Consider the following 14,592-nt stretch of genomic DNA (forward strand, 5'->3'; position numbering starts at 1 on the left):
ACAGCGCGGTCGATGGGCGCGCCTCGCGCCTATTTCATCGTCATCGCCTTCTGCGACTTCATGTAGTGAATGCAGGCGCTCTTCATCTTGCCGTTGCTCATGTCGGTGTTGGCCATGGCCATTTCCTTGTTGGCCGCCACCTTGGCCGGCGTGTCGGCGGTGCCCATCATCATGGCCGTCGATTTCATCATGTTATCGCCGGTGCACGCCATCATCGCGGCGGATGCCGGTGAGAGGGAAAGAGTGAACGCGACAAAAGCTGCGGCTGTGAGCAAGATCTTCATGGAAAAAGTCTCCTCCGTAAAACGAAACCGGCGTCATGCCGGCCTTCGCAATTACGTATTCGCTGGCGAAGACGTTTCGTAGAGAAGACAATTTTCATTCTTGCTGCGGTGCGCAGGTGGAGGCTCAGCGGTCATCTTTCGGGGCTTTGGACCGGTCGCCGATGCTGCCTGTGGCGACGTCCGGCTCGCACGCGGCTCTGCCGCGCCCCTCCGCCTGGCAGCGATAGACACTGCCGGTGAGACGATCGACCAGCCACATGTTCTCGTCGGTCGACCCTTCAAGCCCGACATAGCGGGCGGTCATCCCTGTGATCAGCGTCGATAGAAGGATCGCCACCGCGATCATGGCCGCGCCGATATAGACGGGCATTGAGCTCAGGGGCACCGTCCGTTCCGTCGGGCCACTGCGATAGGTCTGGTAGTCACTTGGCCTCGGCACTGGATGGAACTCGGCTCCCTCGCTCGTGATTGTCGGTTGAAGGGGCTAGGCGCGCATCTGGCCGACATCTTGTCCGCGAGCTGACCATGCCGCGACGGCTTTGCGACGATCGATGTCCACGCCGCAAAATGCGCTAGGATCACTCCGGGAGCGGCTGTAGCCACCGTGACCAAGATCACATTAGGTGCTTTGAACCTTCTCTATGCTCGCAGCAGCATCAAATCGCCATCAGGCGTAACAGCGAGGATACGACAATGACCCGTTTTGTTAATTTTTTTGGACTGAAGGCGATTACGCTCTCGGCAGCGCTGTCGATGACGGCGGGCCTCGCCCTGGCCGGCGACAACAACGTCTCCACAGGTCAGATCCTGGATGCACTGAAGCCGAAGCCGACGACCCGCGGCCTCTCCGCCGGTCCGCAGGCCGATCCGGCGGTGCAGGCCAAGGAATCGACCTTCCTGAATACGGTGCGCAACCGCTCGACCCGGTCGCTCTCGACCGGCGAGCGCGACCAGATCGCCGAGCTCGCGGCGACCAAGCCGAACATCGATCTGGAAATCCAGTTCGACTACAACTCGGCCAACATCGCCAAGACCTCGGTATCGTCGGTGCAGGCGCTCGGCAAGGCCCTGTCCGATCCGTCGCTCAAGGGCTCGACCTTCGTGGTCGCCGGCCACACCGATGCGGTCGGCGGCGAAGAATACAATCAGGGCCTCTCCGAACGTCGCGCCGACACCATCAAGACGTACCTGGTGCAGAACTACGGCCTCACCGGCACCGATCTCGTCACCGTCGGCTACGGCAAGACCAAGCTGAAGGATACCGCCAACGGCGCCGACCCGATCAACCGCCGCGTCCAGGTCGTGAACATGGATACCAAGACCGCGTCGAAGTAATTCCCCGGTCATCGCCAATGAAGACGCCGCCTGCCGTTCCCCCGGCAGGCGGCGATGTCATATCCAGCTCTGGAACAGCATCAGCCGGCCGAAGGTTTGCATCGACGCGCCGACAAACGCCGCGGAGATCGGCAGCATGACCGCAAAACCGATCGCTGCGATGCCGACATAGGCCCACAGCATCCAGCGGGGCAGACCGTCCCGGCGCAGCACGTAGACCAGCGCAAGTGACGCCACGGTCGCAGCCGGCAGATAATAGTAGATGAAGCCGAGCGTGCGCGGCAGCAACGCCCAGGCGAGCCAGGACCCGAAGTAGAAGGCCGCAATCAGGAACGCATCCCAGCGGCGCGCGACGACGAAATCGCGCAGCACGACCGCGAGCGCGAGCAACGCGGGCCACAGCACCAGCGGATTGCCGAGGAAGACGATTGCGGAGACGTTGTCCTCCGTAGTCTTGTCGAACAGGAACCATACCGGTCGCGCGAGCAATGGCCAGGATGGCCACGCGCTCATATAGGTGTGGCCGGCGATCGCGGTCGTGGTGTTGTCGGCGAAGATCCGGCGCTGCGCCTCGATCAGATCCGATAGCGACAATCCATGGAGCGGAACGAACGCGGCGAGATACGTCAGCGCCGGCAGAACGGCAAAGCACAGCGCGGCGTGCTGCATCCGAAAATCGGGCCACAGATCGGGCCGATACCAGTCACTCGGCTTCGCGTCGGCAAACAGCGTGCGCCAGCCCTGCATCAGGCGGATCGCCGCGACGATGACGATGCAGATTCCGAGCGGAAACAGGCCGCTCCATTTGCAGGCCGCAGCACAGCCGAACAGGCTGCCCGCGAGCGCGAACAACGCATGCGGGCGATCCCTTCGAAAACCGTGCATGAAGGCGGCCATCGCGAGCAGGCCGAAGCCCAACGCAAAAATGTCGAGCATCGCAATGCGCGCCTGCACGTACAGCATCTGGTTGCAGCCGGCGATCAGCGCGGCGGCGATCGCAGGTCCTTGCGCGGCGAACAGCGCGAGGCCGCACAGATAGGTCGCGACGATCGCGAGCGCCCCGAACAATGTCGCGGGATAGCGCCAGCCCAGCGCGTTGTCGCCGAAGCCCGCGATCGAGACCGCGATCAGCTCCTTGGCCAGCGGCGGATGCATCGGATTGAGCATCGGTTGCGACATCGCCGGTGCCAGCATCTGCCGCGCAGCCGGCACGTAGTGCACCTCGTCGAAGACGAACTTCTCCGGCGTCGTGAGGCCGATCAGCAGCGCGAGATGCGCGACCAGGAAAATCACGACAGCAATCACTGCGCTCCGCGACACCTTCGGAACTGCGGGCAAGTCGAGCGGCATTTGTGGAGAAGTTTTGCGTGGCAAATTTGCGTCACCGCGGACAAAAACAAAGATCGCGCTTTTCATTGAACGCATTCTGCCGCAACTGTCACTAAGCATAACGCAGGTCCCGCGTCGCTTGTGATAATTTCGCCACATCGCAAGCGCGCGCGATCCGGTACGATCAGGGACAAATCGATCGATTGCGAAATGAATTTGCGTTTCTGGCTTTTCTCCACGCTGTTGTCGGCCGCCTTGTGCGCAGCGCCTTGCGCGCAAGCGCAGACGCGCGTCGGTGAAGCCGTCGTGATCCAGAACGAGGTCGTGCGCGTGGCCGCGACCACGACGCCGATCAGTGTCGGTGATGGCATGCTGCGCGACGAGACCGTGCGCACCGGCGCCGACAGCGCGGCGCGCTTCGTGATGGCCGACAGCACCAATCTGTCACTCGGCCCGAGCGCGACGCTCAAGCTCGACCGCACCGTCTTCAACGACGAGCACAGCTATCGCGACGTCGCGATCCGCATGACCACCGGCACATTCCGGTTAGTTACGGGACATTCCGCGAAGACCGCCTACAAGATCACGACGCCGCTCGCGACCATCGGCGTGCGCGGCACCACGCTCGATATCCTGTCCCAGCGCGGCCGCTCGGTCGTCGTGCTGCAGGACGGCGCCGCCAGCGTCTGCACGACGAGCCTGCAGTGCGTGCAGCTCACGCAGCCCGGCGACACCGCAATCATCACCTCGACCGGCGGCAAGATCTCTATCGGTAAGACCAATACGCCGCCCTGGACGTTTGCCGCGACCTGCGCCGCCAGTGCCGGGCTGTGCGCGGTCAACCAATATGCGGAGGCGTCGCCGACCATCACGCCCGCCGTCCATGACGACGGCATGCTGTGCGGGCGCTGACGATGGAGGTATTCAACGTCAGGCGCTTCATCCTGGCGAGCGTGCTGACCGCCGCGGCTGCGGTTGCGTTTGTCGCGGTCGATGCCCGTCCGGCGGCAGCCGCCACGAATTGCGCGTCCGGGTGCGGAGGGTCGACGCCCATCCCAGCGCCGAGCTATTCACCCTCGCCGACACCGACCTACAGCCCCTCGCCCTCGCCCAGCCCCTACCCGTCATCGTCGCCGAGCCCTTATCCGTCCTCCTCGCCGAGCCCGACGCCGACGCCGACCGGCGCGGATTCCAGCGGCAACTCGATCGGCGGCCTTGCCAATCAGCGCTTCAACCAGATGATCACCAACCGGGTGCTCGGCACGGTGCTGCTCGGCGTCAACGAGCAGGTCAATTGCAGCAACTGCATCAGCGCGTTCGGCTCCGCGGGCTCGTTTTCGGCGGGCATCCATGGCCGCAAGGAGCTGACCAACAATCTGTCACTGCTCGCCGGCATCGCCTACACGCAGTACAGCGAGGGCGGCTACAACATCACCAGCGCGCCGATCGGCGCTTTCGCGCTGCGCTATGACTTCACCGACTGGGGCTCGTCGCGCCCGTTCTTCGACATCGGCACGATCCTGACGCCGTGGGAGAAGGCGCGCTACACCCGCAGCTACAACACCAGCCTCGGCCCGGTGAGCGTCACGAGTTCGACCAACGCCTCGAACTACGCCGTCTACGGCCGCGCCGGCTGGATCAGCCGTGTGTCGCCCCGCGACGAGGTCGCCGCCTCGATCGAGGTCTGGCAACTCTGGCAGCGCGTCTCGGGTTATACCGACAGCGCGGTGGCGTTCAATCCGTTCGACGCCAGCATCGCGACCGGCACCGACCGCACCAACCTGGTCAAGATCGGCGGCCAGTGGACACATCTCTACGGCAGCAATATCGAGGCCAACATCAATGGCGGCTGGGTACAGTCGTTCGCCAGCCATAGCGGCATTGTCGCCACCGTGACCGGCGACGGCACGGTGGTGCCGACCATGGGCAACCAGGGCTGGTTCGAATATGGCGGCCGGCTCGGCTTCCGCGTGCAAAAGGGCTGGATCGTGGACCTGTTCGCCAACGGCACGCTGGGTCCGCAGCCGGTGGGCAACACCATCCATGGCGGCGTGGGGCTGCGGATCAATTATTAATTCCTCATGGTGAGGAGGCGCGCGCGCGCCGTCTCGAACCATGCAGGCCCCGCTTTAGCAGCTCGGCCTTTCATCCTTCGAGACGCTTGCCGCGCAAGCTCCTCAGGATGAGGAGTCCGGTCTTAGGCCGAACCGCCACCGCCTCACGCCGCCGACTTGCCCTCGAACGCGCGGCGCAGCACATCCTCATCCAGCTTGACCATCTTCATCATGGCCTGCATGGCGCGTGCGGCGGCGGCCTTGTCGGGGCTCGAGAGGAATTCGAACATCACCTTCGGCACCACCTGCCAGGACACGCCGTAGCGGTCATGCAGCCAGCCGCATTGCTCTTCCTTGCCGCCATGGGCCAGGAAGGCATTCCAGACGCTGTCGACCTGGACCTGATCGTCGCAATGGATCATGAGCGAGAGCGCGTGGGTGTATTCCATCTTCATGCCGCCGTTGAGCGCGACCAGAGGTTGTCCGGCGACCGTGAACTCGACCACCAGCACGGAGCCTTCCTTGCCGGACGGGTTGTCCGAAACGTTGCGCTGAACGTGCCTGATCTCCGAATTCGGAACGAGCGAGACGTAGAATTTCGCGGCTTCCTCGGCATCGCCGTTGAACCACATGCAGGGCACGACCTTTGACATCTTGAATGCTCCTCTTCAGTTTCGTGGTGTCGTGGCTTGGATCAGGCGTTCGACATGTCGGACTGCGCGGCAAAGGCTGCCATGTCCATCCAGTTCACACCCCACATGTGGCCGTCCGGATCCTCGAAGCTGCGGCCGTACATGAAACTGTATTCGTCCTTCGGGCCGGGATCGGCCGCCCCGCCCGCCGCCGCGGCCCTGCCGACGATATCGTCGACCTCGTTGCGGCTGTCCGCGGACAGGCAGAACAGCGCCTGGTTCGAGGTCTTGGCATCCGAGATCGGCTTCGGTGTGAACTGGCGGAATTTGTCGTGGGTCAGCAGCATGGCGAAGATGGCCTCGGAAAAGACCATGCAACTCGCCGTTTCGTCGCTGAATTGCGGGTTCCTGACCGCGCCGACCGCCTCGTAAAAGGCGGTGGCACGCTTGAGGTCGGTCACCGGAAGATTGACGAAAATCATTTTGGGCATCGAAAGCTCCTGGGACGGGGTTCTGCCCAAGGACGGATGGCTGGGCAGCCACCCGACATCGCTTCCGGATATTTTCGCTTCCTAACCTGTGCGGTTCTGTCGCATCGCCCCCCGCGCGGTTTTGGGCAGCCTACTTCTTCTCGTTCGGATCGCGGTGAATGGGATCGACCCACAGCACGGTCTCGGGCTTCTCGACCGGCTCGATGTCGAGGTTGATCGCGACCGCCTCGCCGTCACTGCGCACCAGCACGCATTCCAGCACTTCGTCGCGGCTGGCATTGATCTCCTGATGCGGCACGTAGGGCGGGACGAAAATGAAGTCGCCGGGGCCGGCCTCCGCGGTGAATTGCAGGCTCTCGCCCCAGCGCATCCGCGCCTTGCCCTTCACCACGTAGATGACGCTTTCGAGATGGCCGTGGTGATGCGCGCCGGTCTTGGCGTCGGGCTTGATGCTGACCGTGCCCGCCCACAATTTCTGCGCACCGACGCGCGCGAAATTGATCGCGGCCGCGCGGTCCATGCCCGCCGTCGACGGCACGTTGGTATCGAGCTGGTTGCCGGGAATGACGCGCACGCCGTCATGTTTCCAGCGATCGTCGTGATCGTGGTCATGGTGGGAATGCGAATGGTCATGGCCGGTCATGGGACTTGCTTTCTGTTGGTTCCGTGCGCGGCAAATTAACCCAAAGCCGCGTCCGCAAGCCATACCAAAATCGGAACCCTCATAGCCGTCGGGCGTTGTCTCGGTAAGCGAACCGCAAGGAGAGTTTCATGGGTAGCACGACCGACAAGATCAAGGGCTCCGCCAACGAGGCAATGGGCAAGGCCAAGCAGGGCATCGGCGAAGCCACCGGGTCCGACCGCATGAAGGGCGAAGGCGCAGTCCAGGAAGTGAAGGGCAAGGGCCAGCGGGCCATGGGTGACGCCAAGGACGCCGCGAAAGACGCGGTCGATCGCGCGGCGGCTGCGGCCAAGCGCGGAACGGAATAACACGTCCAGCATTGAGACAAACAAGACTGAAAGCGAAAGACCGGCCGAGAGGCCGGTCTTTTGTTTGCGGGCTTACTTCACCCCGAGCAATTCCACGTCGAACATCAGCGTTGCGTTCGGCGGGATCGCGCCGCCTGCGCCGCGGGCGCCATACCCGAGCTGCGGCGGAATGATCAGCGTACGCTTGCCGCCGACCTTCATGGAGGCAACGCCCTCGTCCCAGCCGCCGATGACACGGCCCTTGCCGATCGGGAATTCGAACGGCTCGCTGCGATCGACCGACGAGTCGAATTTCTTGCCCTTCTGGCCGTTCTCGTAAAGCCAGCCGGTATAGTGCATCACGCAAATCTGTCCGGGCTTCGGCGAAGCGCCGGTGCCGACGACGCTATCGGTGATCTGCAATCCTGAAGCTGTGGTCATGGTCTTTCCTGCGGTCTGGGCCGAGGCCGTTGTGGAAACGAACGTCGACACACTGCCGATCAAGGTGATCGCAAGTGCCGACATGATGGCGAGGAGCACGCGCTGTAAACGCTGCATAAGACACCTTCCGTTTGAGGCGGAAGGTGTCTAGCGCAACGAGCATGCGGTTTCCACCCCTCAGACCTCGATATTTTCCAGCCGCACGGGCAGCTTGCGGATACGCTGGCCCGTGGCGTGGTAGATCGCATTGCAGATCGCCGCATTGGTGCCGACATTGGCAAGCTCGCCGAGGCCCTTCACGCCTGCCGGGTTGATGTGATCGTCCTGCTCGGAGAGCAGTATCACCTCGACACCGGGCACGTCGGCATTCACAGGCACGAGATAGTCGGCAAGATTGTCGTTGACGTAGCGCGCATTGCGCTCGTCGATCTCGGTGGCCTCCAGCAACGCCGAAGACATGCCCCAGATCAGGCCGCCCATGAGCTGGCTGCGCGCCGTGCGCGGATTCATGATACGGCCCGCCGCGAAGGCTCCCACCAGCCGCGGCGCACGGATTTCATGGGTAAAGCGGTCGACGCGGACCTCGACGAACTCGGCACCGAAGGCATAGGCAATCTTGTACTTCATCGAGTGACCACCGACGAGGCGCGCGTGCCCGCTGTGCATGGCCGCGAAGGAGTCCAGCGGCGCGCCTTCCGGCTTCCACTCGCCGTATTCCTCGACGACGCCGACACCGAGCGCGTCGAAGGCCTTGTCCAGATCGAGCGGACGATCGCTTTTCGCCGCCTGCGTGCTTGGCGTCTGGCTGATGCCGACAGTCTCCTTGGCCTTGTCGGCGAGGCTGTCGCCCGGCATCACGGCCTTGAACAGCCTTTGGCGGATTTGATCGCACACCATCATCACTGCCGAGCAGGTGCTGGCGGTCGAGTTCGAACCGCCGGCAACCGGCGCCGGCGGCAGGTCGCTGTCACCCACGAAGACCGCGACCTTTTCCAGGGGCACGCCGAGCCGCTCGGACGCGGTCTGGGCGATGACGGTGTATGCACCGGTACCGATCTCGTGACCGGCGATCTCGACCCGGGTACGGCCGTCGCGCTGGAGCCGGACGCGCGCGGCGGACGGCGCCATCTGCGTCGGATAGCAGGTGGCGGCACAGCCATAGCCAACCAGCCAGTCGCCGTCCGACATCGATTTCGGCTGCGGCGAACGCTGCGACCAGCCGAACGCCTTGGCGGCCTCATCGAAGCACGCCATCAATGACCGGGACGTATAGGGCTTGCCGCCGATCGGCTCAACGGTGGTGTCGTTGATGCGGCGGAGCTCGACCGGGTCCATGTTCAGCTTCACCGCGAGCTCGTCCATCGCGCTCTCCAGCGCGAAGAGATATGGCACCTCCGGCGGTGAGCGCATGAAGCCCGGCGTGTTGCGGTCGGCGCGCACAATCGACACCAGACTGCTGACGTTCGGGCAGGCATAGAGCCGCGTCGTCGTCTTGGTGCCGCCGACGCAATAGGCATCCGGACGCGACGAAACCTCGGAGCCCTCGTGCCTCAAAGCCGCCAGCTTGCCGTCCCGACCAGCACCAAGCCTGATCTCATGGCGCGTCTCGGCGCGGTAGGTCGCGATGGTGAAACCCTGGTCGCGGGTCGGCACCAGCTTGATCGGCCGGTTCAGGCGCTTGGCGATGCCGGCGATAATGGCGGTTCGCGGCGTCATCGAGCCGCGCGAACCAAAGCCGCCGCCAACATAGGGATTGACGACACGGACCTTGTCGGCGTCGATGCCGAGCTGCTCGGCGACGCCGTTCTTCAGCCCATAGACATACTGGCTGCCCTCATAGATGACGAGGTTATCGCCCATCCAGGCGCAGCTCGTCGTAAACAGCTCCATCGGGTTGTGGTGCTGGGTCGGCGTGTCATAGGAGGCGGTGAGCTTGACCTCAGCCTGGTCGAACGCCTTGGCGAAATCGCCGACCTCCGGGTCTTCCTTGAACTGCGAGTTTTGCCCTTTCGCCGCAGCCGTGGTCGTTCCCGGCGAGTCGAAGCTCGCACTCGGCGCTACGGCCGTGTAGCTGACCTTGACGCGATTGGCGGCCTCGCGCGCGGCCTCGTAGCTCTCGGCGATGACCACCGCGATGATCTCGCCGTCATGGGCGATGTCGGCCGATTTCAGCGGCTGGATCGTGGTGCCGGCATAGCCGCCATTGCTGAACAGCTTCGACTCCTTCAGCTTCGGGGCGTTCTCGTGCGTGACGATGTCGATCACGCCGCGGACGCCTCTGGCGTCGTCGAGATCGAAGCCGTCGATGCGACCCTTGGCGATGGCACTGGTGACCAGGAATGCGTAGGCGGGATTGTCGAGCGGCATGTCGGACGCATATGTCGCCCGTCCCGTGACTTTTGCGGCGGCGTCATAGCGCGGCACCGGCTGGCCCATGTTTGCCTTCGGCTCGGGAGCTGCAGCGGTCATGATCGGACCTCCATCGTTACGGCCTGCTGGAGCGCGCGCGCCACCACGCGCTTGCCGAGCGCGATCTTGAAGCTGTTGTGCTGGCGTCCCCGCGCGTCCGCGAAAGCGGCAGCGGCAACACGCTGCGCCAGATCGTCGTCGAATTTCTGTCCCTTCAGCAGCGCCTCCGCCTCGCGCGCCCGCCACGGCACGGTGGCGACGCCGCCCAGCGCGACGCGTGCGTCCCTGATCGTGCCATCCTGCACGTCGAGCGCGACGGCAGCCGACGACAACGCGAACTCATAGGACTGACGGTCGCGCGCCTTGAGATAGACCGAGCGCGGCCAGCGGCCGGGAACGGAGAATGCCGAGATCAACTCACCGGGCTGAAGTGTGGTCTCGATGTCGGGCGTGCTGCCGGGTGCCTTGTGCAGATCTGCGAACGGCACGTTGCGCGTGCCGGACCTGCCGGTGATCTCGACCATTGCGTCCAGCGCGATCAGCGCCTGGGCAAAATCGCCGGGATAGGTCGCGATACACTGATCGGACGTACCGAGCACCGCATGCATGCGATTAACGCCATCCATGGCGGCACAGCCCGAGCCAGGATTGCGCTTGTTGCAATTCTCATAGGAGACATCGCGGAAGTAGCTGCAACGCGTGCGCTGCATCACGTTGCCGCCGAGCGTCGCCATGTTGCGCAGCTGGGCGCTGGCGGCGAGATTCAGGGAGTTCGCGATCACAGGATAGTTGCGCTGGATCTCGGTATGCGCGGCCACATCGGACATCTTCGCGAGCGCGCCGAGCCGCAAGCCGTCGCCTTTGGATTCGATCGCGGACCAGCCGCTAGCAAGCGGATTGATATCGACGAGCGCGGCGGGACGCATCACGTCCAGCTTCATCAGGTCGATCAGCGTGGTGCCGCCGGCGAGCGGCTGTGCCGCGGCCTGCGTCAACGGATTGTTGGCAGCCGCGGCAGCGCTGAGCGCCTGCACGGCCAAGTCAGGATCTGTTGCTCTCTGATACGAAAACGGTCGCATGCGCCTAGCCTTTCATGATCTCGGGCGCGGCCTGCTTCACGGCGGCGACGATGTTGGGATAGGCGGCGCAGCGGCAGATGTTGCCGCTCATATATTCACGGATGTCTGCCTCGCTGCCCGCATGCCCCTCCTTGACGCAGGCCACTGCGGACATGATCTGGCCCGGCGTGCAATAGCCGCATTGAAAGGCGTCGTTGTCGACAAAAGCCTGCTGCATCGGATGCAAATGATCGTCGGTGGCAAGGCCCTCGATCGTCGTGATCTCCTGCCCCTCGGCTGCGAGCGCGAGCGTCAGGCACGATACCACGCGCCGATCGTCGATCAGCACCGTGCAGGCGCCGCACTGGCCGTGGTCGCAGCCCTTCTTGCTGCCGGTGAGCTTGAGATGTTCACGCAGCGCATCGAGCACCGTGGTGCGGGCGTCAATGTGCAGGCGCTTGTCCTTGCCGTTGACCCGCAGCGTGACATCGACCGGAAGCGCCGGATCCTGCGCGGCTGACACGCTCGCATCCTGCGTGGCCGCGCGCGCCGTCATAGGGACCAGCGCACTGCCGGCAGCGCCCGCTATGAAGGCGCGTCGATCGAATCCGGATCGTCCGGAACCTGGTTTTTCGGACATGGAGGGCCTCCGCCGCTTCGAGCAAAAGCAGCGCACACCTGCACCGCTCATCGCCCCTTAACCTGAAGCAATGAGCTCCGTTCCGAACGAGAAAGGGCGACGCAGCAAATGCCGCGTCGCCCTTCGTCAATTTTTCCTGATCGTGCGCAGGGAACCCCGTGCGCGGTGGTCAATAGCCGAGGGCGCAACCATCCTTGCGCGGATCGGAACCGCCGGTGAGCGTGCCCTTGTCCCAGTCGATCCAGATCGCCTGGGCGCCGCCGAGCGGACCGACCACGCTGGTAGTCTTGTGGCCGAGCTTCTTCAGGCCTTCGACGATATCGGCCGGCATGCTGTCCTCGAGCTGGTACTGGCCCTCGTAATGCAGGCCGCGCGGCATATCGATCGCCTCCTGTACGTCGCAGCCATAGTCGAGAATGTTGGTCACCACATGGGTCTGGCCAACCGGCTGATACTGTCCGCCCATCACCGCGAACGGCATCACGGACCGGCCGTCCTTGGTGAGCAGACTCGGCATGATCGTGTGCAGCGGACGCTTGCCGCCGGCGATGCAATTCGGGTGGCCGGGCTGGATACGGAAGCCGCCGGCGCGGTTCTGGAGCAGGACGCCGGTCTTGTTCGAGACGATCGCCGAGCCGAATGAATGCGCGATCGAGTTGATGAACGAGCAGACGTTGCGGTCCTTGTCCACGACCGTGATGTAGATGGTCGAGGGATTCATCGGCGGCGCGACGTTCGGCAGGTCGAGCATACCGTCCATGCGGATCTTGTCGATGTGCTCGTTGCAGAATTCCTTGGCGAGGATTTTGGCGACCTCGATCTGCATATGCTCGGGATCGGAGACATGCAGCTCGCGATGCATGTAGGCGATGCGCGCGGCCTCGGCTTCGAGATGGAAACGCTCGATGGTGAGCGGCGCGTATTTTGTCAGGTCGAACCGCGACAGGATGTTCAACATCAGCAGCATGGTGAGGCCAGGTCCGTTCGGCGGGCACTGCCAGACGTCGTAGCCCTTGTACATCGTGCCGATCGGCGTCGTCGTCTCGGTGGCGTGCGCGGCGAAATCGTCGAGCGTGTGCAGGCCGCCGATTCCGCGCAGGGTCTCCACCATGTCTTCCGCGATCGGGCCATTGTAGAAGGCGTCGCGACCGTCCCTGGCGATCGCCCGCAGCGTCTTGCCGAGCTCCGCCTGGCGGATGACATCGCCGGCCACCGGCGGCTTGCCGTGCGGCAGCAGATAGCGCTCGGTGTTGGTGCCGCCCTTCAGCTTCTCGAACTGGTTCTTCCAGTCGAAGGCGATGCGAGGGGCGACGACGTAGCCTTCTTCGGCCGCCTTGATCGCGGGCTGGAGCAGCCGGTCGAAGCCGAACTTGCCGTGATCGCGCAAAACAGTCGCAAAGGCGTCGATCACGCCGGGGACCGAGACCGCATGCGCCGAAGTCAGCGGCACGGAGTTGATCTTGCGCTCGAGATACCAATCGGCGTTCGCCGCCTTGGGGGCGCGGCCGGAGCCGTTATAGGCGATGATCTTGCCTTCGCCGCGCGGCTGGATCAGCGCAAAGCAGTCGCCGCCGATACCGGTCGATTGCGGCTCGATCACGCCGAGCAGCGCCGAGCCCGCCACCGCCGCGTCCACCGCCGTGCCACCCTCGCGCAGCACCTCGATCGCGGCGAGCGACGCCTGCGGATGCGAGGTCGCCACCATTGCGTTGGTGGCGTGGACCGTGGACCTGCCGGGGAAATGGAAGTTTCTCATCGAATCCTTGCTCTCGTTGGGCGTCTCACGCGGATGGTGCGCTGGGTCGGAAAAACCGGGCTTACATGACACATTCCGGCCCGCCGGGGCAATGCTGGCATACCAGGGAAATGGCTGCTACCCGCTGGGAATAGAGCTGCGCGTTGCGGGTTTTCCGGGCGCGGGCCGCCTGCTAAACGGACACCATGATTTACAAGGTCGCCGCCTTCTACCAATTCGCCGCCCTGCCCGATTACCGCGAGCTGCGTGAGCCGTTGCGCGCATTCTGTGCAGGCCTGGCGTTGAAGGGTAGCGTGCTGCTGGCGCAGGAGGGCATCAACGGCACGGTCGCCGGCACGGTCGAGGCGATCGACGCCCTCGCCCATGAGCTCGCGCACGGCGACATGTTCGGCGGCAGGCTAAGCAATCTCGAACTGAAATTCTCGACCGCCGAGGCGATGCCATTCGGCCGGCTCAAGGTGCGGCTCAAGAAGGAGATCGTCACGCTCGGCGATCAGGCCGCCGATCCGACGCGCCAAGTCGGTACCTATGTCGATGCGAGCGAATGGAACGCACTGATCGCGGCGCCCGACACGCTGGTGCTCGACACCAGGAATGCCTTTGAGGTGGCGATGGGGACGTTCGACGGCGCGATCGATCCCGGCATCAACAGCTTCGGCCAGTTCAGGGAATTTGCAGCCGAGCAGCTCGATCCCGCCAAACACCGCAGGATCGCGATGTTCTGCACCGGCGGCATCCGCTGCGAGAAGGCGAGCGCGCATCTGCTCGCGCGCGGCTTTGCCGAGGTCTATCACCTCAAGGGCGGCATTCTCAAATATCTGGAAGAGGTGCCGGAGGCGCAGAGCCGCTGGCGCGGCGAATGCTTCGTGTTCGACGAGCGCGTCGCGCTCGGCCATGGTTTGCGAGAACTTGGCTCGCAAAAACTTGGATTGCACGAACTTGGATTGCGCGAACGGGACAAGGACACGGCACGTGACGAATGAGATCAAGACGCTCGGCGAGCGCATCGACAAGATGGAAACGCGCCTCTCCTATCAGGACGACACGATCGAGACGCTGAACCAGACCATCACCGCGCAGTGGAGGCAGATCGACGCGCTGACGCGGAAGATCGCGGAGCTCGGCGAGCGGCTGCAGGAGGCCGAGGCGAATGCGCCGGGAGCGGCCAATGAGCCCCCGCCACATTATTGAGCG

Annotated in this window: 17 protein-coding genes; 6 read left to right on the forward strand and 11 right to left on the reverse strand. The window is 64.0% G+C overall.

Features of this window, described 5'->3' with window-relative positions:
* Nucleotides 1-29: 29 nt before the first annotated feature.
* Entirely contained in the window at nucleotides 30-284 is a 255-nt protein-coding gene (locus tag IVA74_RS05110; RefSeq protein WP_247340502.1) for a hypothetical protein, read from the reverse strand.
* Between the two features lie 124 nt (nucleotides 285-408).
* Nucleotides 409-654 (reverse strand): hypothetical protein, encoded by a 246-nt coding sequence (locus IVA74_RS05115; RefSeq protein WP_247340503.1) that lies wholly within the window; start codon nucleotides 652-654, stop codon nucleotides 409-411.
* A 323-nt stretch (nucleotides 655-977) separates the two neighbouring features.
* Between IVA74_RS05115 and IVA74_RS05120 the strand changes: the two genes are divergently transcribed.
* The gene (locus tag IVA74_RS05120) at nucleotides 978-1,619 is read left to right on the forward strand and encodes an OmpA family protein (protein WP_247340505.1); all 642 of its coding nucleotides are present in this window, start codon (nucleotides 978-980) and stop codon (nucleotides 1,617-1,619) included.
* A gap of 57 nt (nucleotides 1,620-1,676) precedes the next feature.
* Here the strand turns inward: IVA74_RS05120 and IVA74_RS05125 are convergent, their stop codons facing one another.
* Nucleotides 1,677-3,107, reverse strand: a complete 1,431-nt coding sequence (locus tag IVA74_RS05125; RefSeq protein ID WP_247340506.1) for a phospholipid carrier-dependent glycosyltransferase — start codon at nucleotides 3,105-3,107, stop codon at nucleotides 1,677-1,679.
* A 51-nt stretch (nucleotides 3,108-3,158) separates the two neighbouring features.
* On the opposite strand from IVA74_RS05125, the gene IVA74_RS05130 reads away from it, so the two are divergent.
* Nucleotides 3,159-3,860 (forward strand): FecR family protein, encoded by a 702-nt coding sequence (locus tag IVA74_RS05130; protein WP_247340507.1) that lies wholly within the window; start codon nucleotides 3,159-3,161, stop codon nucleotides 3,858-3,860.
* A 2-nt stretch (nucleotides 3,861-3,862) separates the two neighbouring features.
* Complete coding sequence (locus IVA74_RS05135; RefSeq protein ID WP_247340509.1) at nucleotides 3,863-5,023, forward strand: hypothetical protein; 1,161 nt, start codon at nucleotides 3,863-3,865, stop codon at nucleotides 5,021-5,023.
* A gap of 143 nt (nucleotides 5,024-5,166) precedes the next feature.
* Here the strand turns inward: IVA74_RS05135 and IVA74_RS05140 are convergent, their stop codons facing one another.
* The 3 genes from IVA74_RS05140 to IVA74_RS05150 form a co-directional block, all read right to left on the reverse strand.
* Nucleotides 5,167-5,655, reverse strand: coding sequence for a VOC family protein (locus IVA74_RS05140; protein ID WP_247340510.1), 489 nt, complete (start codon nucleotides 5,653-5,655; stop codon nucleotides 5,167-5,169).
* Nucleotides 5,656-5,696: 41 nt separating this feature from the next.
* The gene (locus IVA74_RS05145; RefSeq protein WP_247340512.1) at nucleotides 5,697-6,125 is read right to left on the reverse strand and encodes a VOC family protein; all 429 of its coding nucleotides are present in this window, start codon (nucleotides 6,123-6,125) and stop codon (nucleotides 5,697-5,699) included.
* A 130-nt stretch (nucleotides 6,126-6,255) separates the two neighbouring features.
* A complete protein-coding gene (locus tag IVA74_RS05150; protein ID WP_007595213.1) occupies nucleotides 6,256-6,768 on the reverse strand; it encodes a cupin domain-containing protein in 513 nt (170 codons plus the stop codon).
* Between the two features lie 128 nt (nucleotides 6,769-6,896).
* On the opposite strand from IVA74_RS05150, the gene IVA74_RS05155 reads away from it, so the two are divergent.
* A complete protein-coding gene (locus IVA74_RS05155) occupies nucleotides 6,897-7,115 on the forward strand; it encodes a CsbD family protein (protein ID WP_247340522.1) in 219 nt (72 codons plus the stop codon).
* A gap of 72 nt (nucleotides 7,116-7,187) precedes the next feature.
* Here the strand turns inward: IVA74_RS05155 and IVA74_RS05160 are convergent, their stop codons facing one another.
* The 5 genes from IVA74_RS05160 to ggt form a co-directional block, all read right to left on the reverse strand.
* Nucleotides 7,188-7,652: an FKBP-type peptidyl-prolyl cis-trans isomerase gene (locus tag IVA74_RS05160; RefSeq protein WP_247340526.1), complete on the reverse strand. Its 465-nt coding sequence runs from the start codon at nucleotides 7,650-7,652 to the stop codon at nucleotides 7,188-7,190.
* A gap of 60 nt (nucleotides 7,653-7,712) precedes the next feature.
* Nucleotides 7,713-10,004 (reverse strand): xanthine dehydrogenase family protein molybdopterin-binding subunit, encoded by a 2,292-nt coding sequence (locus tag IVA74_RS05165; RefSeq protein WP_247340531.1) that lies wholly within the window; start codon nucleotides 10,002-10,004, stop codon nucleotides 7,713-7,715.
* Nucleotides 10,001-11,023 (reverse strand): xanthine dehydrogenase family protein subunit M, encoded by a 1,023-nt coding sequence (locus IVA74_RS05170; protein WP_247340532.1) that lies wholly within the window; start codon nucleotides 11,021-11,023, stop codon nucleotides 10,001-10,003. The genes IVA74_RS05165 and IVA74_RS05170 overlap by 4 nt, the downstream gene beginning before the upstream one ends.
* Nucleotides 11,024-11,027: 4 nt before the next feature.
* Nucleotides 11,028-11,642 (reverse strand): (2Fe-2S)-binding protein, encoded by a 615-nt coding sequence (locus IVA74_RS05175; RefSeq protein WP_247340533.1) that lies wholly within the window; start codon nucleotides 11,640-11,642, stop codon nucleotides 11,028-11,030.
* A gap of 169 nt (nucleotides 11,643-11,811) precedes the next feature.
* A complete protein-coding gene (gene ggt / locus IVA74_RS05180; protein WP_247340536.1) occupies nucleotides 11,812-13,398 on the reverse strand; it encodes a gamma-glutamyltransferase in 1,587 nt (528 codons plus the stop codon).
* Nucleotides 13,399-13,583: 185 nt separating this feature from the next.
* Here ggt and IVA74_RS05185 point away from each other — a divergent pair, with 185 nt between their 5' ends.
* Nucleotides 13,584-14,381 carry a rhodanese-related sulfurtransferase gene (locus tag IVA74_RS05185; RefSeq protein WP_247340537.1) on the forward strand — a complete coding sequence of 266 codons (798 nt, stop codon included), beginning with the start codon at nucleotides 13,584-13,586 and terminating at the stop codon, nucleotides 14,379-14,381.
* Nucleotides 14,371-14,589, forward strand: a complete 219-nt coding sequence (locus IVA74_RS05190; RefSeq protein WP_247340539.1) for a SlyX family protein — start codon at nucleotides 14,371-14,373, stop codon at nucleotides 14,587-14,589. The genes IVA74_RS05185 and IVA74_RS05190 overlap by 11 nt, the downstream gene beginning before the upstream one ends.
* Nucleotides 14,590-14,592: the final 3 nt, after the last annotated feature.

Origin of the sequence: Bradyrhizobium sp. 132, from assembly GCF_023074185.1 — a bacterium.
In the GTDB taxonomy this organism is placed as follows: Bacteria; Pseudomonadota; Alphaproteobacteria; order Rhizobiales; family Xanthobacteraceae; genus Bradyrhizobium.